Source organism: Meridianimarinicoccus sp. MJW13 (assembly GCF_014901205.1).
GTDB lineage: Bacteria > Pseudomonadota > Alphaproteobacteria > Rhodobacterales > Rhodobacteraceae > Meridianimarinicoccus.
This window is the reverse complement of record NZ_JACNMU010000007.1, coordinates 296,751-319,351: the sequence shown is the minus strand read 5'-3', so window position 1 is coordinate 319,351 and position 22,601 is coordinate 296,751. Positions and strand designations below refer to the sequence as shown.

23 protein-coding genes, 3 tRNA genes and 1 pseudogene are annotated in these 22,601 nt (G+C 64.7%); 9 read left to right on the top strand and 18 right to left on the bottom strand.

Annotated features, from left to right (window positions below; genetic code table 11):
• Together H8B03_RS14770 and H8B03_RS14765 are read left to right on the top strand one after the other, a co-directional pair.
• A pseudogene (locus tag H8B03_RS14770) lies at positions 1–101 on the top strand (IS5/IS1182 family transposase); the annotation flags it as partial.
• Positions 102–222: 121 nt separating this feature from the next.
• Positions 223–837 carry a hypothetical protein gene (locus H8B03_RS14765; RefSeq protein ID WP_193142635.1) on the top strand — a complete coding sequence of 205 codons (615 nt, stop codon included), beginning with the start codon at positions 223–225 and terminating at the stop codon, positions 835–837.
• A gap of 206 nt (positions 838–1,043) precedes the next feature.
• On the opposite strand, the gene H8B03_RS14760 is transcribed toward H8B03_RS14765, so the two are convergent.
• The 10 genes from H8B03_RS14760 to H8B03_RS14715 form a co-directional block, all read right to left on the bottom strand.
• Positions 1,044–1,118, bottom strand: a tRNA-Phe gene (locus H8B03_RS14760).
• Between the two features lie 78 nt (positions 1,119–1,196).
• Positions 1,197–1,388, bottom strand: a complete 192-nt coding sequence (locus tag H8B03_RS14755; RefSeq protein WP_193142634.1) for a DNA gyrase inhibitor YacG — start codon at positions 1,386–1,388, stop codon at positions 1,197–1,199.
• On the bottom strand, positions 1,385–2,422 hold the full coding sequence (locus H8B03_RS14750) for a ribonuclease E/G (RefSeq protein WP_193142633.1): 1,038 nt from the start codon (positions 2,420–2,422) through the stop codon (positions 1,385–1,387). The genes H8B03_RS14755 and H8B03_RS14750 overlap by 4 nt, the downstream gene beginning before the upstream one ends.
• Complete coding sequence (locus H8B03_RS14745; RefSeq protein WP_193142632.1) at positions 2,419–2,997, bottom strand: nucleoside triphosphate pyrophosphatase; 579 nt, start codon at positions 2,995–2,997, stop codon at positions 2,419–2,421. The genes H8B03_RS14750 and H8B03_RS14745 overlap by 4 nt, the downstream gene beginning before the upstream one ends.
• A gap of 27 nt (positions 2,998–3,024) precedes the next feature.
• Positions 3,025–3,243, bottom strand: a complete 219-nt coding sequence (gene infA / locus H8B03_RS14740) for a translation initiation factor IF-1 (RefSeq protein WP_021097168.1) — start codon at positions 3,241–3,243, stop codon at positions 3,025–3,027.
• 222 nt (positions 3,244–3,465) lie between these two features.
• Complete coding sequence (locus H8B03_RS14735) at positions 3,466–3,933, bottom strand: UPF0262 family protein (RefSeq protein ID WP_193142631.1); 468 nt, start codon at positions 3,931–3,933, stop codon at positions 3,466–3,468.
• The gene (hisD, locus tag H8B03_RS14730; RefSeq protein ID WP_193142630.1) at positions 3,930–5,240 is read right to left on the bottom strand and encodes a histidinol dehydrogenase; all 1,311 of its coding nucleotides are present in this window, start codon (positions 5,238–5,240) and stop codon (positions 3,930–3,932) included. The genes H8B03_RS14735 and hisD overlap by 4 nt, the downstream gene beginning before the upstream one ends.
• Before the next feature lie 86 nt (positions 5,241–5,326).
• Complete coding sequence (locus H8B03_RS14725) at positions 5,327–5,803, bottom strand: DUF2948 family protein (RefSeq protein ID WP_193142629.1); 477 nt, start codon at positions 5,801–5,803, stop codon at positions 5,327–5,329.
• On the bottom strand, positions 5,800–7,065 hold the full coding sequence (gene murA, locus H8B03_RS14720; RefSeq protein ID WP_193142628.1) for a UDP-N-acetylglucosamine 1-carboxyvinyltransferase: 1,266 nt from the start codon (positions 7,063–7,065) through the stop codon (positions 5,800–5,802). Before murA ends, H8B03_RS14725 begins: the two co-directional genes overlap by 4 nt.
• Positions 7,066–7,070: 5 nt before the next feature.
• A complete protein-coding gene (locus H8B03_RS14715; RefSeq protein ID WP_193142627.1) occupies positions 7,071–7,214 on the bottom strand; it encodes a hypothetical protein in 144 nt (47 codons plus the stop codon).
• A gap of 171 nt (positions 7,215–7,385) precedes the next feature.
• Between H8B03_RS14715 and H8B03_RS14710 the strand changes: the two genes are divergently transcribed.
• Positions 7,386–7,460, top strand: a tRNA-Thr gene (locus H8B03_RS14710).
• A gap of 247 nt (positions 7,461–7,707) precedes the next feature.
• Positions 7,708–7,929 carry a hypothetical protein gene (locus H8B03_RS14705; protein ID WP_193142626.1) on the top strand — a complete coding sequence of 74 codons (222 nt, stop codon included), beginning with the start codon at positions 7,708–7,710 and terminating at the stop codon, positions 7,927–7,929.
• A 395-nt stretch (positions 7,930–8,324) separates the two neighbouring features.
• On the opposite strand, the gene H8B03_RS14700 is transcribed toward H8B03_RS14705, so the two are convergent.
• The 3 genes from H8B03_RS14700 to hemE form a co-directional block, all read right to left on the bottom strand.
• On the bottom strand, positions 8,325–8,720 hold the full coding sequence (locus tag H8B03_RS14700; protein WP_193142625.1) for a hypothetical protein: 396 nt from the start codon (positions 8,718–8,720) through the stop codon (positions 8,325–8,327).
• A 258-nt stretch (positions 8,721–8,978) separates the two neighbouring features.
• Entirely contained in the window at positions 8,979–9,809 is an 831-nt protein-coding gene (locus tag H8B03_RS14695; protein WP_193142624.1) for a YdcF family protein, read from the bottom strand.
• Positions 9,810–9,851: 42 nt separating this feature from the next.
• Positions 9,852–10,889, bottom strand: coding sequence for a uroporphyrinogen decarboxylase (gene hemE, locus H8B03_RS14690; protein WP_193142623.1), 1,038 nt, complete (start codon positions 10,887–10,889; stop codon positions 9,852–9,854).
• 101 nt (positions 10,890–10,990) lie between these two features.
• Between hemE and hemC the strand changes: the two genes are divergently transcribed.
• The 5 genes from hemC to H8B03_RS14665 all read left to right on the top strand — a co-directional run bounded on the left by hemC (position 10,991) and on the right by H8B03_RS14665 (position 17,097).
• Positions 10,991–11,950 (top strand): hydroxymethylbilane synthase, encoded by a 960-nt coding sequence (gene hemC, locus H8B03_RS14685; RefSeq protein WP_193142622.1) that lies wholly within the window; start codon positions 10,991–10,993, stop codon positions 11,948–11,950.
• A gap of 81 nt (positions 11,951–12,031) precedes the next feature.
• On the top strand, positions 12,032–12,955 hold the full coding sequence (gene ppk2, locus H8B03_RS14680) for a polyphosphate kinase 2 (RefSeq protein WP_193142621.1): 924 nt from the start codon (positions 12,032–12,034) through the stop codon (positions 12,953–12,955).
• Positions 12,956–13,049: 94 nt separating this feature from the next.
• Positions 13,050–13,123 (top strand) — tRNA-Gly (locus tag H8B03_RS14675).
• A 114-nt stretch (positions 13,124–13,237) separates the two neighbouring features.
• A complete protein-coding gene (locus H8B03_RS14670) occupies positions 13,238–15,031 on the top strand; it encodes an ABC transporter transmembrane domain-containing protein (RefSeq protein ID WP_193142620.1) in 1,794 nt (597 codons plus the stop codon).
• Between the two features lie 155 nt (positions 15,032–15,186).
• Positions 15,187–17,097 (top strand): acyl-CoA synthetase, encoded by a 1,911-nt coding sequence (locus H8B03_RS14665; RefSeq protein WP_319022489.1) that lies wholly within the window; start codon positions 15,187–15,189, stop codon positions 17,095–17,097.
• Between the two features lie 16 nt (positions 17,098–17,113).
• Here the strand turns inward: H8B03_RS14665 and H8B03_RS14660 are convergent, their stop codons facing one another.
• Genes H8B03_RS14660 through mreC form a run of 5 tightly spaced genes read right to left on the bottom strand, consistent with a single transcriptional unit; the run spans position 17,114 to position 22,572 of the window.
• Positions 17,114–18,052: a glyoxylate/hydroxypyruvate reductase A gene (locus H8B03_RS14660; RefSeq protein ID WP_193142619.1), complete on the bottom strand. Its 939-nt coding sequence runs from the start codon at positions 18,050–18,052 to the stop codon at positions 17,114–17,116.
• Positions 18,053–18,061: 9 nt separating this feature from the next.
• Complete coding sequence (gene rodA, locus H8B03_RS14655) at positions 18,062–19,201, bottom strand: rod shape-determining protein RodA (protein ID WP_193142618.1); 1,140 nt, start codon at positions 19,199–19,201, stop codon at positions 18,062–18,064.
• Positions 19,198–21,141: a penicillin-binding protein 2 gene (gene mrdA / locus H8B03_RS14650; RefSeq protein ID WP_193142617.1), complete on the bottom strand. Its 1,944-nt coding sequence runs from the start codon at positions 21,139–21,141 to the stop codon at positions 19,198–19,200. The genes rodA and mrdA overlap by 4 nt, the downstream gene beginning before the upstream one ends.
• A complete protein-coding gene (locus H8B03_RS14645) occupies positions 21,138–21,677 on the bottom strand; it encodes a rod shape-determining protein MreD (RefSeq protein ID WP_193142616.1) in 540 nt (179 codons plus the stop codon). The genes mrdA and H8B03_RS14645 overlap by 4 nt, the downstream gene beginning before the upstream one ends.
• On the bottom strand, positions 21,670–22,572 hold the full coding sequence (gene mreC, locus H8B03_RS14640; RefSeq protein ID WP_193142615.1) for a rod shape-determining protein MreC: 903 nt from the start codon (positions 22,570–22,572) through the stop codon (positions 21,670–21,672). The genes H8B03_RS14645 and mreC overlap by 8 nt, the downstream gene beginning before the upstream one ends.
• Positions 22,573–22,601 lie beyond the last annotated feature (29 nt).

Genomic DNA, 22,601 nt, shown 5'->3' with positions numbered 1-22,601 from the left:
GACTGAAAGACTGGCGGCGGGTCGCAACCCGCTATGACCGCTGCCCCAGAGTCTTCCTCTCGGCAATCGCCCTCGCGGCCATCGTCATCTACTGGCTTTGAAACTCAATGAGTCCAGACCCTAGCCAAGCGCGTCGAACAACTATTCTCACCAAAGAGTTCGGATAGCTTTCAATCTCAGGTTAATCGAGTATCTCGCGAAGTTCAGAGTCTTCAAAGTGGCTTGGACAGTATTCGTCGCGAGACGTACGAAAAGTTCCTCATTGATAGCATGGGACTAAATTCTGCTAACGTGTCTCAGACAAGGTTTGCGCCAGTACGGATTTATATCAGCGAGGATGACCCCAAGACTGTTCGCTCCGTTGAGCATGCCGCTAAAGCCTACGTCACCTTCTTGGGCTTCGAAACGGCGACTGATTATCCGCCCGAGAGTGGTAGTTGGTTCAAGAAGTGGATCGCGAAATCGAAAGATGCTCTCAGTTCAGAAGAACTCGAAGACACGATCAAGAAAGGTAAGCGCGCACTAGAGCTAACTGCCTTGGACAAGCAGAGAGCAGAGGTAAACCGTGAAAATGCTTTAGCGGCCGGGGAATTCATTAAATCCATTGAGAATGTGCCAAACGCAGTTGCACAATTTGGATCGCTACTAATCATCAAAACCAAAGGGCCAGACGGTGAGTGTAGCGTGATGACACGCGTACTTACTGAGTCTGAAATGGAGTTTATCGAGAGCAATCAAGAAATAATGAAGGACGCCAGAAATCTGCTGGAGCGGCTTGCCAGCGTGAAGGTCAACAAGGATACAACGATCAAGCTCGAAGGGCCGGGCGAGCCCTAGCCCTAGCTCGAACTCGAACTCCAACTCTCATCCATCACTGGTGCTAGCCAGCACAACCGGCTTGCGACAGACAGTCAGTCACATAGCGGTAACTGCCCGCGGGAAACAAAACGAGGACAAAAAAGTCCCACTTTTGACCAAGCGCGAAAACGGTGGGACGATTTCGCCCCGTAACCCATTGATATTATTCACACTATGAGGTGCATTGGTGCCCGGGGGCGGAATCGAACCACCGACACGAGGATTTTCAATCCACTGCTCTACCCCTGAGCTACCCGGGCACGGGTGACGTCCAACGTCTGGGTTCGCGTCTTCTAGAAGAGCCACGGTGTGGTGTCCAGAGCCGAACGCAACTTTTTTCAGTGCAGTTTTCCGTCACCTTCAAGCCCTTCGCGAAAGGGCGGGGTTTCGCTGAACTCTTCGGGTTCTTCTGTCGTTTCAATGGCGTATCCGCCAGTCACCCAGCGGCCCAGATCCACGTCCGCGCAGCGGCGCGAGCAGAACGGGCGATAGGTTGGATGCGCGGTCTTCTTGCAGATCGGGCAACTCATGACAGCGCCTCGTTCAGCGGCAGGCGTTCGCGTTTGCGTTGCAATTCGAAGTGGCCCATCGGGGTCCAGCCGACCGGGGTGGTTTCCACCGGGCAGGCGCGGCAGGCGGCGCGCAGGACCTGTTCGAAGGTGCGGCGCTCTTTCTTCGGCATCGGGGCCAGGTCCAGCACGATCTGGCCGCCAAGGCCGCGCAGGCGCAGGGCGCGGGGCAGGGCGCGGGCGGTGGCGATATTGGCCTTCAGGCCAGCGGCGGGGCTGGTGTCGGGGCCGGTGTTGACGTCGATGGCGACCAGGGCGCGGGTCGGCTCCACGTAGAAACAACCGCCCTCGGGCAGGGGCTCGCGCGGGTCGGAAAGGGTTTCCAGCCGCTCTGCGGCGCCGCCATGGTCAAAGGCCTGATCGCCCTGCAGCACATTGTGGTCGGCCACATCCACCCATTCGCGCCACGCCAGAAGATCCGGGGTGGGACCATCCAGAAGAAGCTCGGGCGCGCCCTTGTCTTCGGCCAGAATGGCTGCTGCCAGCCCGGCCATTTCGGCGATGTCATCGGCCACGGCGTCGTCGTCGCCCATTTCCGCGGCCGAGCGCAGGATCAGACCCAGGTGGTCGGGCAGTTCCGCCGCATGGGCGATTTCCTTCAGCCGCACGCGGGCCTCTTCATCCTTGATCGCGCGCGAGATGTTCAGCCCCGGCGCATCCGGGGTGATGATGGCATAGCGGCTCTTGAACAGCAGGCGGGGGGTGACCGGCACGGCCTTGCCCCCTTCGGCAAAGCCCGAGACCTGAATCAGAACCGCCTGACCTTCCGACAGCCCGTGCCCCTGGCGCAGGAAGCCGTTGGTGCCGTCGGTCAGGGTGATGATACGTCCGCCCTGACCCTTCATGGGACGTCCCACGGTACCGCGATAGATGGCGCCGGGGCGGGGGATATGATCCGGGGTGTCGATCAGCAGATCGTCAAGCTGGCCGTCGACGATGCGGGCCGCAGCCATGCGGCCGTTGATCTGCGAAATCAGGATCTGGCAGCCTTTCATGCGGCACCTTTCATCAGGGGAACGCCCGCGGCCTGCAACAGCCCGGCGGTTTCCGACAGGGGCAGGCCGACGATGCCGGTAAAGGAGCCGCTGATCCACGGGATGAACGCGCCGGCAGGGCCCTGGATGCCATAGCCGCCGGCCTTGCCGCGCCAGTCTTCGCTGGCCAGATAGGCATTCACCTCGGTGTCGGACAGGGGCTTCATGCGGACCCGGCTTTCCACGCAGCGCGCCCACGTCCGGTCGCCGCGTTTCACGCTGACGGCGGTATAGACCCGGTGGCGCCGCCCCGAGAGTTGCATCAGGAAGGCCGCGGCTTCGCCCGCGTCGGCGGGCTTGCCCAGGATCCGGCGCCCCAGTGCCACGGCGGTGTCGGCGCACAGCACCACGTCGTCGGCCTCGGCGGTGATGGCTTGCGCTTTTTCAGCCGCGATGCGGGCGCAATAGACGCGCGGCAGTTCCCCCTTGTGCGGGGTCTCGTCGATGTCGGGCGGACGAACGTCGTCGGGCACAATGCCCAATTGGCCCAGCAGCTCCAGCCGCCGGGGGCTTCCTGAACCCAGGATCAGTCGCATGAGTCTCGCCCTGTCGCGTCGGAACGCTTACTTGAACCGGTAATTGATCCGGCCCTTGGTCAGGTCGTACGGGGTCATTTCAACCTGAACCCTGTCGCCTGCCAGAACCCGGATCCGGTTCTTGCGCATCTTCCCTGCCGTGTGTGCGATAATCTCATGGCCGTTCTCAAGCTCGACCCGAAACGTCGCATTGGGCAGGAGTTCCTTCACGACGCCGGGAAATTCGAGCAGTTCTTCCTTGGCCATGGTCACTCCATATCAATAGACCCGCCAAAACGCGGGCGGGGTCTACATGCGCCTATATTGTCCGTGAATCAAGGGGCCGCGTCAAATACGCTGCGGGTTCGGGGCGGGCAGGGCGGTTGTTTTCGCGCCATGGCCTTTGGCATGCCCCGCAGCGGCCGTGCGGGCGGCGGAAATCAGGGATATCGGCAGGGCCCTGGCCGCGTTCCGGGCCGCTTCAAGGGCTCAGTCCCGTGCGGTCAGGGCGCAGACCAGCGTGAACAGGCGGCGCGCGGTGTCGCCGTCGATCTCGGCCTTGCCCGCCAGTACCTCGCGTAGCATTCCCGCACCTTCCAGATGGATGGCGCGGCGTGCCTCGTCCAGCGCCTCGATCTCGGCGGGCGGTTTTGACCGCACGGCCTCGTAATAGCTTTCGCAGATGTGGGAATAATCCTTCACCACCTGGTTCAGTGGCCCCAGCGACAGGGTGAATTGCGCGGCATCCTGCCCGGTCTGGGTGCTCAGCCGGAAATCCAGCTTGCGTCCGGCCCGGCCCAGCATCAGCGCGTAGGGGCCCTGCGGCGCATCGGGCAGGGTGAAGCGGTTTTCTTCCAGCAGGTCGAAGACCGCGACCCGCTGTTCCTGCTCCAGCTCGGGCGCAGGCGCGCGGGCGCCGCCGGTGTCCAGGGTCACATCATACAGGCGTTCGGTCATTGCGGCCCCTCGTTCAGCCGTTCCAGCCGTGCCCGGACCGACAGCGCATGTGCTTCAAGGCTTTCCGAGGTCGCCAGCGTTTCCGCTGCCGGGCCCACGGCCTTCAGCGCGCCGGGACTCATCCGGGCAGTGGTGGTGCGTTTCATGAAATCCAGGACCGACAGGCCCGACGAGAACCGTGCCGAGCGTGCCGTGGGCAATACGTGGTTCGGTCCGCCGACATAATCGCCGATGGCCTCGGGCGTCCAGGCGCCCAGGAAGATCGCGCCGGCATGGGTGACCTTCGCGGCCAGTGCCTCGGGGTCGGCGACGCAAAGTTCCAGATGCTCGGGCGCGATGCGGTCGGACAGGGCGGCGGCCTCATCCAGGTCGCGCACGGTAATGACCGCGCCGAAGTCACGCCAGCTTGCGCCCGCGATGGCGCGGCGTTCCAGCGTCTCAAGGCGCGTGTCCACGGCGGCGGCGACCGCCTGTCCGAAGGCCGCATCATCGGTGATCAGGATCGATTGGGCGCTTTCGTCATGCTCGGCCTGGCTCAGCAGATCGACGGCAACCCAGTCGGGATCGGTCTCGGCATCGGCGATCACCAGAATTTCCGACGGTCCGGCGATCATGTCGATGCCCACCTTGCCGAACACCCGGCGCTTGGCGGCGGCGACAAAGGCATTGCCCGGCCCGGTGATCTTGTCGACCGCCGCGATGGTGTCCGTGCCATAAGCCATGGCGGCCACCGCCTGCGCGCCGCCGATGCGATAGACCGTGTCCACCCCCGACAGCCGCGCAGCCAGAAGTACCAGCGGGTTGACCGCGCCATCGGGCGTGGGGGCGCAGATCACAAGCTTGCCGACACCGGCCACCTGCGCCGGGATCGCGTTCATCAGCACCGAAGACGGATAGGAGGCCAGCCCGCCGGGCACATAAAGCCCCGCTGCCGACACCGCCGACCACCGCCAGCCCAGCGTCGCGCCGGCGGCATCGGTCCAGCTTTGATCCTGCGGCAGCTGGCGTTCGTGATAGGCGCGGATCCGGTCCGCCGCCATCTGCAAGGCCGCGCGTTCCTCGTGGGGAACCTGCGCACAGGCCGCGTCGATCTCTTCGGCCGTAAAGGCCATGGTCTCAGGCGTCAGCTCCAGCCGGTCGAACCGCTGCGTCAACTCGATCACCGCCGCATCGCCCCGCGCCCGCACATCCGCGATGATCTCGGCCACGGTGGCATCCACATCGGGGCTGTCTTCCCGCTTGGCCGACAACAGCGCACGGAAAGCGTCTTCGAATCCCGGATCAGAGGTGTCAAGAAACTGGGGCATGGAGACTCCTTTCGGAGCGTTCTAAAGGTCAGCGGCAGATGTAACAAGCAACTGGAATGTCACTGTCGTCGCAGCGGCAGACCGGATCACAGCTCGTGGTCAGGCGCCTTGCCAGACGGGGCGACGTAAGGTTTGGTCACATCGCGCAGATGCAGGTTCAGGCATTCGACGGTCAGCCGGATCGCACCGTCCCCGGCCAGCGTCAGCAGGATCTCCCCGGCGCCATCCTGTGCCGGATCGAAGGTGACCGACAACAGGCTCAGAACCGTGTCCGTGTCGTCCCGATCAATGCCCTGGCTGGCCACTTTCAGCACGTCGCCCACCAGAAGCACGCTTTGCACCCGTTCGAACGGCCGCTTCTGGCGCTTGGCGGTTTCCCGATCTTCCCAGCGGAAGCGGTTCAGCAGCAGAGCGAATTCCCGTTTGCCGGGTCGATAGGTCATCTCGCTGCCCGGAAAGACCGCGTCCTGTACCAGCGCCGAAAGGATCGCCAGATCATCGGCGGTTTCGGCCAGCAGGCGCAGCGGCTGTTCCGCGCCGTCTTCGAACCTTGCATCGCTCATTCGCTTACCCGTTCGATCATGGCACCACAGGCGCCCAGTTTCTCTTCGACCCGCTCATAGCCGCGGTCCAGATGGTAGACACGGTTGACCACGGTTTCGCCCTCGGCCCCCAGACCGGCAAGGATCAGCGACACACTGGCCCGCAGGTCGGTTGCCATGACCGGCGCACCCTTCAGGCGCGGCACCCCGGTGACCGTGGCGGTGCCGCCATGCACCTCGATATCGGCGCCCATGCGCACCAGTTCCGGCGCGTGCATGAATCGATTCTCGAAAATCCGTTCCTCCAGCACGCTGACCCCGTCGGCGGTGGTCAGCAGCGCCATCATCTGCGCCTGCAGGTCGGTGGGAAAGCCGGGGAAAATCTCGGTCACCACGTCAACCGCGCCAACCCGGCCATTGCGGCGGGTCACCTTCAGGCCCGTGGCGGTCTCGCTCACGTCGATCTCGGCCGCATCCAGCTTTTCGCAGAACGAGGCCAGCAGATCGATCCGGCCGCCCAGAAGCTCGACCGAGCCGCCGGCGATGGCGGGCGCCAGCATATAGGTGCCCATCTCGATCCGGTCCGGCACCACCGGATGGGTGGCCCCATGCAGCTTGTCGACGCCCTGAATGGTGATCGTGTCGCTGCCTTCGCCGTCGATCTGCGCGCCCATCTTGCGCAGGCATTGGGCCAGGTCGACGATTTCGGGCTCGCGCGCGGCGTTGCGGATGATGGTGGTGCCCTTGGCCAGAACCGCCGCCATCAGCGTGTTTTCCGTGGCCCCGACCGAGGCGAACCGCAGGGTCATGTCCGCGCCCTTCAGCCCGCCAGGCGCGCGGGCGTGCAGGTAGCCGTCCTTCAACTCGATCTCGGCGCCCAGGGCTTCCAGCGCGTGAATGTGGATGTCCATGGGCCGTGCGCCAATGGCACAGCCGCCGGGCAGGGACACCACCGCATGATGAAACCGCGTCAGAAGCGGACCCAGCACCAGGTTCGAGGCGCGCATCTTGCGCACGATCTCGTAGTCCGCCACATGGCTGGTCAGATCGTGCGAGGACAGCGAGATCACCTTGCCATCCTGCAAAGAGCTTGCCTCGACCCCCAGCGATTCCAGCAACTCGGTCATTGTCCGGATGTCGGACAGGCGCGGCGCGTTGGTCAGCGTCAGCGGCTCCTCCGACAGCAGGGTTGCGGGCATCAAGGCTAGGCAGGCGTTCTTCGCCCCCGCGATCGGAATCACGCCGTTCAAGGGCGTGCCACCGCGCACCACGATCCTGTCCATACTGCTCAGCCCTCTTTGGTCTCGGTATCCTGGCGCAAACGCGCCTGTTTCTTGCGCCGCGCCAGATTGGCCTTCAGCGCGGCCTTCAGCCGGTCGTCCCGATTCTGAGCGGGTTTGCCCTGTTCCGAGGCGGTCTTGTTCTTGTCCATGGCGCGCTGTCTAGCCTGTCCGCGCGGCCCGGTCCAGAGCGGCGGATTTTCCGCCTTATCGCGTGTCGCCGCGTGAAGTGAAATTTTTTTGGAAGGGGCTCTTGCGCCCTCAGGTCTTTGGGCGTATCAGCCCCCCCACACCGGCGGCGCCACACCGCGCAGCCCGGAAATGCTGCTGTAGCTCAGAGGTAGAGCACTCCCTTGGTAAGGGAGAGGTCGAGAGTTCAATTCTCTCCAGCAGCACCATCCATACAGACCCCTTCAAGTCTTCCAGGCGACCACACCTGTGCCTCAGGCTGACCCGTGTACCGCGCCGCTTGCGAATTTCCGACGGCCACACCTTGACGCGCGGCCTGGCAAGGCGGCCTCATCGCCGGTGTGCCCGGTGTTGACACCGCAGGTATCCGCAACCGAGCATGCCGGTTCCGGCGCAGTGTTTGCACATCATCGGTTGGCGTCTGGCCCAGCCACAGCCTGAAGGAGGCGTTACGGGATGCGGGATCCGCTGGTCACCCACAATGAGCGTGTAAAGCTGTTTGCCGGGTTCATCAGCGCCATCGGCCTTGGCCTGATCGGTTTCGCGATTTTGCGTCCCGCCGTGGAAGATTGGCAGAATGTCAGGCTGACCACGCTATGGTGGGGCGCGGGCGGACTCGCATTGCACGGCGTTTCGCACTATATCTTAAGGTACATACGCAAGGAGATGCCGCAATGAGCTTCTTCGATTTCATCGTTCCCGTGATTGCTCTGGCCGTTGCCGCGGCCGGTGCCCTTCTGTTGCGCCGCGAGGCGCGCAAGTTGGATGCAAAAGGCCGGCACCCGGCCGAGTAACGCCGCGCATCCTCCGGTCTCCGGGGTCTGAGGTCTGCAATTAACGAACTGATTGGGCCGGCTTTCCGGATTTCTGTGCATAATCACACAAACCGGCAAAAAACGCGATCATTTGGTAGATTTGGAAAATCACGGTCCAGTCGATCAGGCGGGCGCGTAGTCCCAACTGTCAGGCGCAAGTCCCGCGGCTCCCAACGCATGCGCGGCCGGACCGGGAGCACGCACAACGATTGCCTCCGCATGACGGTGGTCGCCGACGGGGCCAAGAGGTTGGCGGTTTCAATCCTTGGGGGTGTACCTGCCGCGCAGGGTCTCGACGGCGTCGCGAATACACTCCAGCGCCGTCGGATAGGCGGTGTCGGTGGCGTCGGACAACACCGGGGCAATCTCTTCATTGATCCAGGCAAGCTGGGCGACCAGCCCGTCCCAGGTGGACGGCGATGTGCGGCACATCTGATGGGTCAGATGCTCGCGCTCAGACCATGCGGCGGACCATTTCGGCGATTGCTCAGAGGTATTGGCAAGACGGATGTCCAGCACACGGATCTGGTGCAGCCAGCCGGGATGCGGGTCGGCGCCAACGTCGGCAGGCGGATTTGCCGGACGTGGTGTCGGGAAAGAAAAGATGCCCAATGACACGTCTGTTTGTGACCGCAGAACGGTTTCATCAATCATCTGGCAGTACTCCCCCAACACCGGACTCACATGCCCTGTCGCAGCAACAGGACGTTAACTACTTGTTTCATCCTAAATCTTAACAATCCGTGAAGATTTGGTTCAACTGATATGCTACTTGCCGCGTATATTTCTTCCCAGGGTGATTAATGATTAATCATCTTTCCTCAGAAGAAATGCTCGGGCAGGCATCGCTGCAAGAGAGAATTTCACCGCCGCCTGTCAGGTTGCGAGTGTTCCTCCTTGTGCGACCTTGGGTCAGGGCAACAAACAGCCGGGACGATCTTGCGGGGTGACGCCGCGTCCAGTGTGGCGATAAGCCAACAGCCCGATCCATTCCTTTGCCGCCAGATTCAATTCCGCAAGGTTTTCGGCAAAGCGCCAGCCCAGCCGGTGCCCCTGCGGCAGGATTCGAAAATCGGTGGGATAGGGCACCAGATTGCGCCAGCCGGCGGCGCAGAAGACCTCGACGCTGCGGCGCATGTGAAAGGCGGATGTGACCAGCACGATCCCGCCCTCGGGCAGGCCGTCCATCAGCGGCAGGGTGTTCACCGCGTTTTGCCAGGTGTTCAGCGAGCGGCCTTCCAGGATCAGGCGATCCTGTGCAATCCCGGCGCCGGTGAAGATCTGCCGCGCGACCTCGGAACCGGGCAGAAAGCCTGTGCGGAACCAGCCGGTGCCGCCGGTGAAGACGACCCGTGCTTCGGGGTATTGCCGGGCCAGCGCGATGGCTGTCAGAAACCGGTCGCCCTTGTCGCTGATGTGCGGCTGGCCGTAGGTGTCGGTGCGCACGGCCTCCTCGCCGCCGCCCAGCACCACGATGGCCGCCGGGGCGGCCAGGTCAGGGTTGGCGGGGTAGGCGCGCTCCAGCGGGCCCAGCAGCGTGTAGGCGGGGCGCAGCAGGGCGATGACCAGAAAAGCGGCAATGGCCAGCGACAGCGCCGTGACCGCCAGCGGCCGCCGATGCAGCAGCAGACCGGCCAGCGCCAGCAGCATCAGCCCCAGCAGCCAGCTTTCGGGGCGGGCCGCCATCCAGAACAGCTTTGACAGCGGAAAGAACAGCCCGTCCATCACCGGCCCGGTTGCCATACGTCAGCCATACGCCGGCCAGACCTTTTCCAGCCCGCCGCTTCAGGTGGTCTCGCGCAGGGTTTCGATCATCAGCGCGACATTGTCGGGATCGGCGTCCGGGGTGATCCCGTGGCCCAGGTTGAAGATATGCGGCCCGCCCGAGAACGCCTGCCGGATGCGCCGGACCTCGTCCACCAGATCCTGCCCGCCGGTGACCATATGGCTGGACGCAAGGTTGCCCTGCACACAGCCGTCGACCTGCACATGTTCGGCCGCCCAGGCCGCATCGACCGAATTGTCCAGCGCCACGCAATCGGCCCCGCTGGCCTTGGCAAAGCCGATATAGCGTTCGCCCGCTTCGCGCGGGAAGGCAATGATCGGGATTTCGGGGTGCCGCTCTTTCAAGGCTGCGATGATCTGGCGCGCCGGTTCCAGCGCGTAATTGGTGAAATCGTCGCCCTTCAGCGATCCGGCCCAGCTGTCGAACAGCTTCACCACCTCGGCCCCGGCGTCGATCTGGGCCGAGAGATATTCGATGGTGGCATTGGTCAGCCGCCCGATAATGGCATGAAACAGCTCGCGATTCTCGGCGATCAGCGCATGCGCCGGGGCCTGATCCGGGGTGCCTTGCCCGGCAATCATGTAGGTGGCCACCGTCCAGGGCGCCCCGGCAAAGCCGATCAGCGCGGTCTCGGCAGGCAATTCGCGCCGCAGGATGCGCAGGGTTTCATAGACCGGGGACAGGTGATCGTGGATGTCGGCGGCATGACACAGCTTGCCGAAATCCTCTTCCGTGGTGGTTGTGGACAGGCGCGGGCCTTCGCCCGTGACAAACCACAGATCCGCCCCCAGCGCGTCGGGGATCAGCAGGATATCGGCAAAAAGGATCGCCGCATCAAAGCCATAGCGGCGGATGGGTTGCAGCGTGACTTCGGCTGCGAGTTCCGGGTTGTAGCACAGGGACAGGAAATCCCCGGCCTGTTCCCGCGTCGCGCGGTACTCGGGCAGGTAACGCCCGGCCTGCCGCATCATCCAGATCGGCGGCACATCCTGGGTCTCGCCCGCAAGACTGCGCAGAAGTTTTTTTTGTTCGGCCATGACATACCCCGTCGCTTGTTGCCTTGGTGGTCCCGCACCTGCGCCAGAAAGTCAACGCATCGGCAGTTGTCACGCCGACGCGGCGGGTCTAGGGAATTGCCATGACGATCACGCTTCCGACCCCGACTTCGCCCCTTCGCATCGGCACCCGCGGCTCTCCGCTGGCCCTGGCACAGGCGCATGAAACCCGCGACAGGCTGGCGGCAGCCTTTGACCTGCCGCCCGCGGCCTTCGAGATCGTGGTCATCAAGACCACCGGCGACGACCGGGCGCTGATCGACGCGGACAAGCCGTTGAAGGAACTGGGCGGCAAGGGCCTGTTCACCCGCGAGATCGAGCAGGACATGCTGTCGGGCAAGATCGACATCGCGGTGCATTCCATGAAGGACATGCCGGTGCTGCAACCCGAGGGGCTGGTGCTGGACTGCTACCTGCCGCGCGAGGACGTGCGCGATGCCTTCATTTCGCCCGACCATGCGTCGCTGACCGATCTGCCCGAGGGCGCGGTGGTGGGCTCGTCCAGCCTGCGCCGCCGCGCGCAACTGGCGCACCGCCGCCCCGACCTGACGCTGGTGGAATTTCGCGGCAACGTGCAGACCCGCATGAAGAAGCTGGAGGAGGGGGTTGCCCAGGCCACCTTCCTGGCCATGGCCGGGCTGAACCGGTTGCAGATGACGCAGGTTGTCCGCACCGCCATCGCGCCCGAGGACATGCTGCCGGCGGTGGCGCAAGGGGCCATCGGTATCGAACGCCGCGCCGACGACAGCCGCGCCGCCGAGATGCTGGAGGCGATCCACGACACTCCGACGGGTCAGCGGTTGGCCGCCGAACGCGCCTTCCTGGCGGCGCTGGACGGATCCTGCGAAACACCGATTGCCGGACTGGCGGAGCTGTCCGGCGGAACCCTGCACCTGCGCGGCGAGATCCTGCGCACCGACGGCTCGGAATCGCTGACCGATGCCGCGGACGCCCCGATCGAGGATGGCGCCGCCCTGGGTCGGGACATGGCGCAGCGGCTTCTGGCGCGCGCGGGCAAGAATTTCTTCGATTGGCGCACCTAGACAGGGATCAGATTGTAAAACCGTCACGTCGCGCGCCGGGAACGTGGCGGTTGCCAGCTCTGGCAAGAAGGGGAAACTGTGATGGCAAACGAATTCACCGAAGACGACGCAGGTCGTGACTGGCTAGAGGCCGAATTGGCCGACACGCTGGACGAAGATTTCGAGCTTGAGATGTCCGAACCCGCCCTGTCGCTGGAAATCCGCAAGATCTATCGCAAGGCGCATCCGCCCAGCCTTGAACGGCGCGACTATTTCCGCAAGCTGCTGTCGCTGCAGGCCGAGCTGATCAAGCTGCAGGACTGGGTGCAGCATTCGGGCGAAAAGATCGTGGTGATCTTCGAAGGCCGTGACAGCGCGGGCAAGGGCGGGGTCATCAAACGCATCACCCAGCGGCTGAACCCGCGCGTCTGCCGCGTCGTCGCGCTGCCCGCCCCCAGCGAGCGGGAAAAGACCCAATGGTATTTTCAGCGCTATGTGCCGCACCTGCCGGCGGCGGGCGAGATCGTGCTGTTCGACCGCAGTTGGTACAACCGCGCGGGCGTGGAAAAGGTCATGGGCTTTGCCAACAAGGATCAGGTCGAGCAGTTCTTCCACGACGTGCCGGAGTTTGAGCGGATGCTGGTGCGCTCGGGCATCCGGGTGGTGAAATACTGGTTCTCGATCACCGACGAGGAACAGCAGATGCGCTTCCTGATGCGCATCCATGATCCGCTGAAACAGTGGAAACTGTCGCCGATGGACCTGCAAAGCCGCGTGCGGTGGGAGCAGTATACCAAGGCCAAGGAAGAAACTCTGGCCCGGACCAACATCCCCGAGGCCCCGTGGTTCATCGTTGAAGGCAACGACAAGAAACGGGCGCGGCTGAACTGCATCGACCATCTGCTCAGCCTGATCCCCTATGAGCCGGTGCCGCACGAGGACATCTCGCTGCCCGAACGGGTCTACAACAAGGAATACGAGCGCGCGGTGCTGCCGCCCGAATTGTATGTGCCCAGCAAGTACTGAGCGCCGAAGAGCAGGTGGGGCCACTTGGTTCCGCCTGCCTTGGGGTTCGGTATTGACCCCGGTTTGGCGATGAAATATCAGCAGCCTACACTGCGCGGGCGTTGTGTAGTGGTAAGACCTTAGCCTTCCAAGCTAATGACGCGGGTTCGATTCCCGCCGCCCGCTCCAGCCTTCCCGATCCATTTTCTGCCGCTGCCCGCCTGTGACTTTCCGGCCCGTGCGCGATGTCTTGTTGCCCGGTCCCGCAATGGGTACACCATCGCAAACTCGCGGAGACAGGACATGGCCAGAACACCCAAGACGACGGATCAGGAGCGGGAGAAATCCAAACGCATCGGCGCGCTTCGCGGGCTGGTGCCGTTCCTGATGCGCTACAAGCCGCTGGTGGCCGGGGCAGGCGTGGCGCTGGTCTTTACCGCCTTCATCTCGCTGGTGCTGCCGTTGGCCGTGCGCCGGGTGGTGGACGGCTTCCAGTCCGGCGCGGCCGAGCTTCTGGACCAGTATTTCTTTGCCGCGCTCGTCATTGCCGCCGCCCTGGCCCTGGGCACCGGCGTCCGATACTACATGGTGACCCGGCTGGGCGAGCGCGTGGTGGCCGACATCCGCACCGCCGTGTTCGACCGCATGGTGGGGATGAGCCCGGCCTTCTATGAAAAGACCATGACCGGCGAGGTTCTCAGCCGGATCACCACCGACACCACGCTGATCCTGTCGGTGATCGGATCGTCGATCTCGTGGTTCCTGCGCAACGTGCTGTTGTTCTTCGGCGGGCTGCTGATGATGCTGCTGACCAGTGCCAAGCTGACCGGGCTGGTGCTGCTGCTGGTGCCGGTGGTGATCGTGCCAATCATCGCGCTGGGGCGCCGGGTGCGCAAGCTGAGCCGTGAAAACCAGGACTGGATCGCGCAAAGCTCGGGCAAGGCGTCGGAAACGCTGCTGTCGGTGCAGACCGTGCAGGCCTTCAGCCACGAGCCGCAGTCGCGCGCCATGTTCGCCGATGTGACCGAACGGTCATTCGAGGCTGCCAAGTCGCGCATCACCGTGCGCGCGGCGCTGACCGTGATCGTCATCTTCCTGGTATTTGCGGGCATTGTCGGTGTGCTCTGGGTCGGCGCGCGCGATGTGCGGGCGGATGTCATGAGCATCGGCGAGCTGGTGCAATTCGTGATCTATGCCGCAATCATGGCGGCTTCCACCGCGGCCCTGTCCGAGATCTGGGGTGAGCTGCAGCGCGCCGCGGGCGCGACCGAACGGCTGGCCGACCTGCTGCACGCCGAGGATACAGTCACCGATCCGGCCCATCCGGTGCCGGCCGTCAATCCGGGCCGGGGCGAGCTGGAACTGGATGAGGTCGTGTTCCACTATCCCACGCGCCCCGATGCCGCCGCGCTGAACGGCATCAGCCTGACCGTGGCACCGGGTGAAACCGTGGCGCTGGTCGGACCCTCGGGCGCTGGCAAGACCACGGTGCTGCAAATGCTGCTGCGGTTCTATGACCCGCAGTCGGGCGTGGTGCGGATGGACGGGCAGGACCTGCGCGACATGGCGCGCGACGACTTCCGCCGCCAGATCGCGCTGGTGCCGCAGGAACCGGTGATCTTCGCCGATACCGCGCTGGAGAACATCCGCTTCGGCCGCCCCGAGGCCAGCGACGACGAGGTGCGCGCCGCCGCCCGCGCTGCCGCCGCCGACGGGTTCATCTCGGCCCTGCCGGACGGCTATGCCAGCTATCTGGGCGAACGCGGCGTGATGCTGTCGGGCGGCCAGAAACAGCGCATCGCCATCGCCCGCGCCATCCTGCGCGACGCGCCGGTGCTGCTGCTGGACGAGGCCACCTCGGCGCTGGACGCGGAAAGCGAGATGCTGGTGCAAAGTGCCGTGGAATCGCTGGCCCGCGACCGCACCACGGTGATCATCGCGCACCGTCTGGCCACCGTGAAGAAGGCCGACCGCATCGTGGTCTTCGACGAGGGCCGCATCGTCGCCGAAGGAACCCACGATCAGCTTGTGGCCGAAGGCGGCCTGTACGCCCGGCTGGCGCGCTTGCAGTTCACACAAGGCATGGCGGCGGAATAGGCCCGTCCCCGGTGCCCCTCTGGCGGTTCTGATCGCCGGTGGGGCACTGCGGCGCTGCGTAAATTCTGACGAAACGCCGCGTCAGACTTGTTCCCAGATCACTTCGCGCACATCCTTGCCGGCAAAACTGTCGCTTCTGTCGGGGAGGATCCGTTGTGACCAGAGCATTCACCAATGCCACCGTGAGCAAGGTTATCGAGGCCGAAATGCCCTGGGCCGACCGCGACGTGCCCGGCACTGTCTATGACGCGCTGTTGCGCACCGCCGGGACGATGGGCGACCGCAAGGCGATCAGCTTCCAAATCCTGTCAGATCCGCGCGCCAAGGTCGAAACCCTGACCTGGTCCGATCTTCTGGCCAGCACCACGCAGGCCGCCAACCTGTTCCGCAGCCTTGGCGTCGGACCCAATGACGTGGTCGCCTACCTGCTGCCCAACTGCAATGAAGCCGCCGTGGTGATGTTGGGCGGGATGACGGCGGGGATCGTCAACCCGATCAACCCGCTGCTGGACGTGGAACAGATCGCAGGCATTCTGAAGGAAACCGATGCCAAGGTTCTGGTCACGCTGAAGGGCTTTCCCAAGACCGACGTGGCGCAGAAGGCCGCCGAGGCCGCGGCCTTTGCCCCGAATGTGAAGACCATTCTTGAAGTGGACCTGCTGCACTATCTGACGCCACCCAAAAGCTGGCTGGTGCCGCTGATCCGGCCCAAGGTCACCGCGCGCCATCACGCCAGGGTGCAGGACTATGCCAAGGCCGTGGCGGCCCAGCCCGCCGACCGTCTGAACTTCGATCATTCCGGCGCGAACCGGGTGGCGGCCTATTTCCACACCGGCGGCACCACCGGCGTGCCAAAAGTCACCCAGCACAAGCAGGAGGGCATGATCTACAATGGCTGGCTGGGGCATGAACTGATCTTCGACGAAACCGACGTACTGATCTGCCCGCTGCCGCTGTTTCATGTCTTCGCCTGCTATCCGATCATGATGTCGGCCATTCAGGCCGGGTCGCATGTGGTGTTCCCGACTCCGGCGGGCTATCGCGGGGACGGGGTGTTCGACAACTTCTGGAAGCTGATCGAACGCTACGGGGTGACCTTCCTGATCACCGTGCCCACCGCCCTGTCGGCGCTGATGCAGCGCAAGGTGGATGCCGATGTCTCGACCCTGAAGACCGCGATCTCGGGCTCGGCGCCGCTGCCGCTGGAATTGTACCGCAAGTTCGAAGAAAGCACCGGCGTGCAGGTGGCCGAGGGCTATGGGCTGACCGAGGCGACCTGCCTTGTGTCCTGCAACCCGTTCGAAGGGCAGAAGAAGGTCGGCTCGGTGGGCATTCCGCTGCCCTATACCGACGTTCGCATCCTGCAGTGTGCCGAGGACGGCAGCATCACCCATGAATGCGGCACCGACGAGGTGGGCGAGATCTGCGTCTCGAACCCCGGCGTCTACGAGGGCTCGACCTATACCGAGCCGGGCAAGAACCTGGGGCTCTTTGCCGATCGCGTCTACCTGCGCACCGGCGACCTGGGGCGGCTGGACGCCGATGGCTACCTGTGGATCACCGGGCGCAAGAAGGATCTGATCATCCGCGGCGGTCACAACATCGATCCCGCCGAGATCGAAGAGGCGCTCATGGGCCATCCGGCGGTGGCCGTGGTGGGGGCCATCGGCCAGCCCGACGCCGTCGCCGGGGAATTGCCCTGCGCCTATGTGGAACTGGTGGCCGGGGCGCAGGTCGATCCGGCAGAGTTGCTGGACTTCTGCAAGGATCGCATCCACGAACGCGCCGCCATCCCCAAGTATATCGAGGTTCTGCCAGAGCTTCCGAAAACCGCCGTCGGCAAGGTCTTCAAGCCCGACCTGCGCAAGCGGGCCATCACGCGCGTCTATGGCGCGGCCCTTGAGGGCGCGGGCCTGCCGGTCTCGGTCGCCAGCGTCGTGGATGACAAGAAGCTGGGCCTCGTGGCGATCCTGAAGCGGCACGGGGACGTGGAAGACGACGCCCTGGCCCAGGTCATGAACCGCTTCACCCGGCCGTGGCGCTGGCAGGACGCCCCCGAGGGCTGACAGCGCGGGCCGGGGGTCAGTACCCCCGGCTTCGATCCACCAGATGCGGGGCCGGCTGACCGGATTCGATGGCGGTGATGGCGCGCACCACCGCCTGCGAGGCCGTCTCGGGACGGGTGGACGAGGCGATATGCGGGGTCACCGTCACGCGCGGATGGTGCCAGAAGGGATGATCGGCGGGCAGGGGTTCGACCCGGAACACGTCCAGCGTGGCATGGCCGACCCGGCCATCGTCCAGCGCCCGCAGCAGGGCGTCGTCATCGATCAGCGGGCCGCGTCCGGGGTTCAGAAGCGCAGCGCCCTTGGCCAGCCAGCCCAGCCGGTCGTCGTTCATCAGGTTCTCGGTCTGCGGGGTCTTGGGCAGCAGCAACACGACGATCTCGGCCCCGGTCAGCGCCGGTTGCAGCCCGTCGTCGCCGGACAGGCAACGCACCCCGGCGATGTCCTTGGGGGTGCGGCTCCAGCCCGTCACCTGGAACCCCAGACTGGACAGCATTGCGGCGCAGGCCGCGCCCAATTCGCCCAGCCCCAGAACGGTGACCTTGCGAGCCCGGGCCAACGGCGGCGGCACATGCACCCAGTCGTGGCCGGGATTGACGATATGGGCGTCGATCCCAAGGTGATAGCGCAGCACATGGCCGGTGACCCATTCCACCATCCCCGCCGTCAGCCCGGCGGGATCCACCATCCGGGCCAGAGGCTGTGTCAGTGTCGGGTTGGCCACGATACGCTCCACCCCGGCCCAGAGGTTCAGCACGGCGCGGGCGTTGGTGAAGGGGCTGAAGTCTTCCAGCGGACCGTCGGGAGAATAGACGATGTAATCCACCGCCTCGGGCGCGGGGCAGGTGTTGGACAGCGCGATATCGAACCCCGCCGCCGTCAGATCGTTCTGCAGAAGGGGCTGGTACGCCTCCCAGTCCTTGGCGGCGGCTGAGAAATAAATGTTGAGCGTCATGGAAGCCCTCTACCTGGGTTTGTGAACATGGGCCGATTGCACCAGCCCGAAGGCCACCAGCAGCACCAGCATCGCCGAGCCGCCATAGGACACCAGCGGCAGCGGCACGCCCACCACCGGGGCCAGCCCCATCACCATCGACATGTTCACGGCGAAGAACAGGAAGAAGGTGCCGGCGATACCGAGCGTCAGCAGCGACCCGAAACGGTCGCGATTGGTGATGGCGGTGACGATGCAGAACAGGATCACCAGCATATACAGCGCCAGCAGCGAGGTGGCGCCGACAAAGCCGAATTCCTCGGCCAGCGTGGTGAAGATGAAATCGGTGTGTTTTTCGGGCAGGAAGTTCAACCGGCTCTGGGTGCCCTGCATGAAGCCGCGCCCGGTGACGCCGCCGGACCCCAGCGCGATCTTCGACTGGGTGATGTGATAACCCGCCCCCAGCGGATCGGTCGACGGATCAAGGAAGGTGTCGATACGGCGGTACTGATAGTCCTTCAGCAATTGCCAGTCGGTGCCTTTCGAGGCCATGACCGCCCAGACAAGGCTGCCGCCCGCGCCAATGACGGCGGCGAAATAGGCCCAATGTACCCCGGCCAGGAACATCACGAAGCCGCCCCCCGCCACCAGCAGGATCGAGGTGCCCAGATCGGGCTGCTTCAGCACCAGCGCCACCGGGATCAGGATCAGGACCAGCGGCACGATGACCCAGACCGGGTGCGAGGTCTTCTTGAGGTCGAGCCAGTCGTAATAGGCCGCCAGCATCATCACGAGGGTGATTTTCATCAGTTCCGACGGCTGCAACCGCATGAAGCCAAGGTCGATCCAGCGTTGCGCGCCCATGCCGACGGTGCCGGCAACCTCGACCCAGACCAGCAGGGCCAGCGCCAGCAGATAGCCCATGACGGCCATGTTGCGCCAGAACCAGATCGGCACCATGGCGATGACCAGCATCATCGCCATGCCCAGGCCGAAGCGCTTCATCTGCGGTTCCATCCAGGGTGTCGGCGATCCGCCCGCCACCGAATAGAGCATCACGAACCCGATGCCCGAAATTGCCGCCAGCAGCAGGATCAGCGGCCAGTTCAGGTACAGGACCTTGCGCAGCCCGCGGGGGACGGATTTGACCTTGTATTCAAGATAGGTCATGCGCGGCTGCTGACGGTTTCGACCGGTTTGCGGTCGCGCAGGGGCAGGGCGCGCTGCTCTTGCTCTATGCGCTCGCGCTGGCCGGCGGGATAGGCCTCCAGCGGCGGCAAGTCGCCATGCAGGGTGCGCAGGATCACGTCGCGGGCAATGGGGGCCGCCGCGGTCGAGCCGCCGCCGCCGTGCTCCACCACCACCGACACCGCGACCTTGGGATCGTTGTAGGGGGCGAAGCCCACGAACAGCGCATGGTCGCGCCGCTCCCACGGCAGATCCTCGTTGCGGAAGACGCCGCGCCGCCGCTCGGCGGCGGTGATGTTGCGGACCTGGCTGGTGCCGGTCTTGCCTGCCATCTGCAAGGTCTCGTCATTGATGCGCGACCGATAGGCGGTGCCCCGGTTCGAGTTGGAGACCGCGAACATGGCCCGCTGTACCGCGCGCAGGTGATAGGGATTGATGTCCAGTGGCCCCTCAAGGCGCACCGGCTCTTCAACCCCGTCCACGGCCCGGATCAGCCGGGGCGCAATGGCGTTGCCGCTGGCCAGACGCGCGGTCATCACCGACAGTTGCAGCGGCGAGGCCAGCACGAACCCCTGTCCGATCGAGGCGTTCAGCGTGTCGCCGATCACCCAGTCCGCCCCACGCCGCGTGGCTTTCCAGTCGCGCGTCGGCGTCAGCCCTTCGGCGACCGCCGACATGGGAATGTCAAAGCGGGTGCCCATGCCCAGCTTGCGCGCCATTTCGGAAATCTTGTCGATCCCGACCCGCTGGGCGACCTCGTAGTAATAGACGTCGCAGGATTGCTGCAGGCTCTGGTGCAGGTTCATGTGCCCATGGCCGCCGCGCTTCCAGCAGTGGAAACGGCGTGAGCCGGCGCTCAGGTAGCCTGGACACCAGACCGTGTCCTCGGGCGAGACGACCCCGGCCTCCAACGCCGCCAGCGCCGTCACCATCTTGAAGGTGGAACCCGGCGGATAGACCCCCTGCACCGACTTGTTGGCCAGCGGGCGAAACTTGTTCTCGGTCAACAGGCGATAGTCGGCACCCGAGATCCCGCGCACGAACTTGTTGGGATCGAAAGTCGGCGACGAGGCCACCGCCAGAAGGTCGCCGTTGCGCACATCGGTGACCACCACCGCCGCACTTTCGCCGTCCAGCCGGGCCTGCACATAGTTCTGCAGGGTCTCGTCGATGGTCAGTTGCAGGTTCCGTCCGGCGGTGCCTTCGGTGCGCGACAGCTCGCGCATGACCCGGCCCACGGCGTTGACTTCGATCTGGCTGTTGCCGGCCCGGCCGCGCAGGACCATTTCTTCCTTGGCCTCGATCCCCGACTTGCCGATCTGGAACTTGGGGATCTGCAACAGCGGGTCCGGATCCTGAAGCTTTGACAGATCATAGTCGCTGACCGGCCCCACATAGCCCACCACATGGGCGAAATCCGATCCCAGCGGATAGGCGCGCGACAGCCCCACCTCGGGGCGCACGCCGGGCAGGGCGGGGGCGTTGACGGCCACGCGGGCCAGATCGTCCCACGACAGCCGGTCGGCGACGGTCACGGGCACAAAGCTGGACCGGCGGCGCGTCTCGCGCAGGGTGCGCTCGATGTCTTCCTCGGTCAGCGGGATCAGGCGGCCCAGTTCCTGCAGCACTTCCTCAACATTGCCCGCATCCTCGCGCACGATGACCACGCGATAATTCTGGTCGTTAATGGCAATGGGGGAGCCGTTGCGGTCGAAGATCAGCCCGCGCGCCGGGGGCAGCAGCCGCATGTTGATGCGGTTTTCCTCGGCCAGCATCCGGTATTCTTCGGACTGCTCCACCTGCATCTGCCGCATCCGCCAGCCCAGAAGACCCGCAAAGGCCAGCTGCGCGCCGCCCAGCACCAGCGCGCGGCGGCCGATGCGGCGGGTTGACAGGTCGGTGTCGCGGGGAGGACGTCTCATCGCCCGCTCCCCCGGCCAAAGCCCTCGGGCACGGGGCGCTTGCGCAGGCCCAGACCGGCGGCGCACAGCAGGACCACCAAGGGATAGGCGGCGACGGTGACCGGCATCCGCAGAAGTTGCGCCCCAAGGCTGGGTTGATCGGCGAAGGTCACGGTCAGGGCCAGCCAGTTGAGCCCGACCATGGCGGTATAAAGGGCAGCAAATACCCCGGTTTCAGCCAGCACCGACAGCGGTTGCAGGCGCTTGTGGCGACGGCGCAGGTATTCGGTCGCGCCGATGGCGATGGCGGTCCAAAGTCCCGGCGGCTGCATCAGTAGCAGATCCGACACGAAAACCATCACCGCGATCAGCCAGACCGGCAACCAGTCGGGCCGCCGGATCACCCAGGCCACCACAAGACAGATCACCAGATCAGGGGTCGGCAGGGGACCGGGTTGCAGATCAAGTGGCAGCAGCTTGACCATCAGCACGCCGCTGCACAGCAGCACGAACAGCCCGCCGAACATCAGCCGCTTGAGAAGCTGTCCTTCACTCATCTGCGGCCTCCGGTTGCGAGGGGCCTTGCATCGCCGCTAGCGGGCGCACGATCTGGCCGGTTTCGCGGATCGGCTCGGGGCCGGAATAGCGCAGCACCCGCAGGAATTCGAGCCGCTCGTAATCCGCCGCCAGCCGCACCCGGAAACGGTTGTCGGGGCCGCGGATCACCTGGCCCACAAGAATGCCCGCCGGGAACACCCCGGCGTCGCCCGAGGATACCACCCGGTCGCCGGGACGTACCAGTTCGACGCTTTCCAGAAACTCGATGCGCGGTTGGGTAGAATTGTCACCGCTCAGCAGCACGCGCTGGCCCGAAGGCTGAATTGTCACCGGGATCGACGAGGCCGGATCGGTCAGCAGGATCACCCGCGCCGTGGTCCGCCCGACGCCCGAGATCCGGCCCACCAGCCCGATCCCGTCCATCGCCGCCCAGCCTTCCTGGATGCCATCATGTTCCCCCACGTTCAGCAGCACCGACCGCCGGAAGGGCGAGCCACTGTCGGCCAGAACGGTGCCGGTGACGTAAGTCAGCCGCGCATCCAGCTTGACGTTGTTGAGATCCAGCAACCGGGCGTTCTTCTGTTCCAGCTGTAGTGCTGCCTCTTTCCAGGCGCGCATCTGCTGCAACTCGCGGCGCAATTCCTGGTTCTGCTGGTAGAGCGCCGAATAGGTCGAGAAATTGTCGCTCATCTTGACCAGCGCGGTAATCGGCGCCATCGCCCATTGCACGCGGGGCAGGGTCGCATCGACCACATCCGTGCGCAGGCGCTCCACGCGCGGGCTGTCGATGCGCCACAAAAGGAAGACGGCAAGGCAGACCAGGATCAGCCCGCCGGCGAAGATGCGCCGGATCGGGCGGAAATGGTCCTGTCCCTTGTCGCCGTCGTAAGCCAAATGCGTCTCCGAGACTGCGGCGGGTTCCG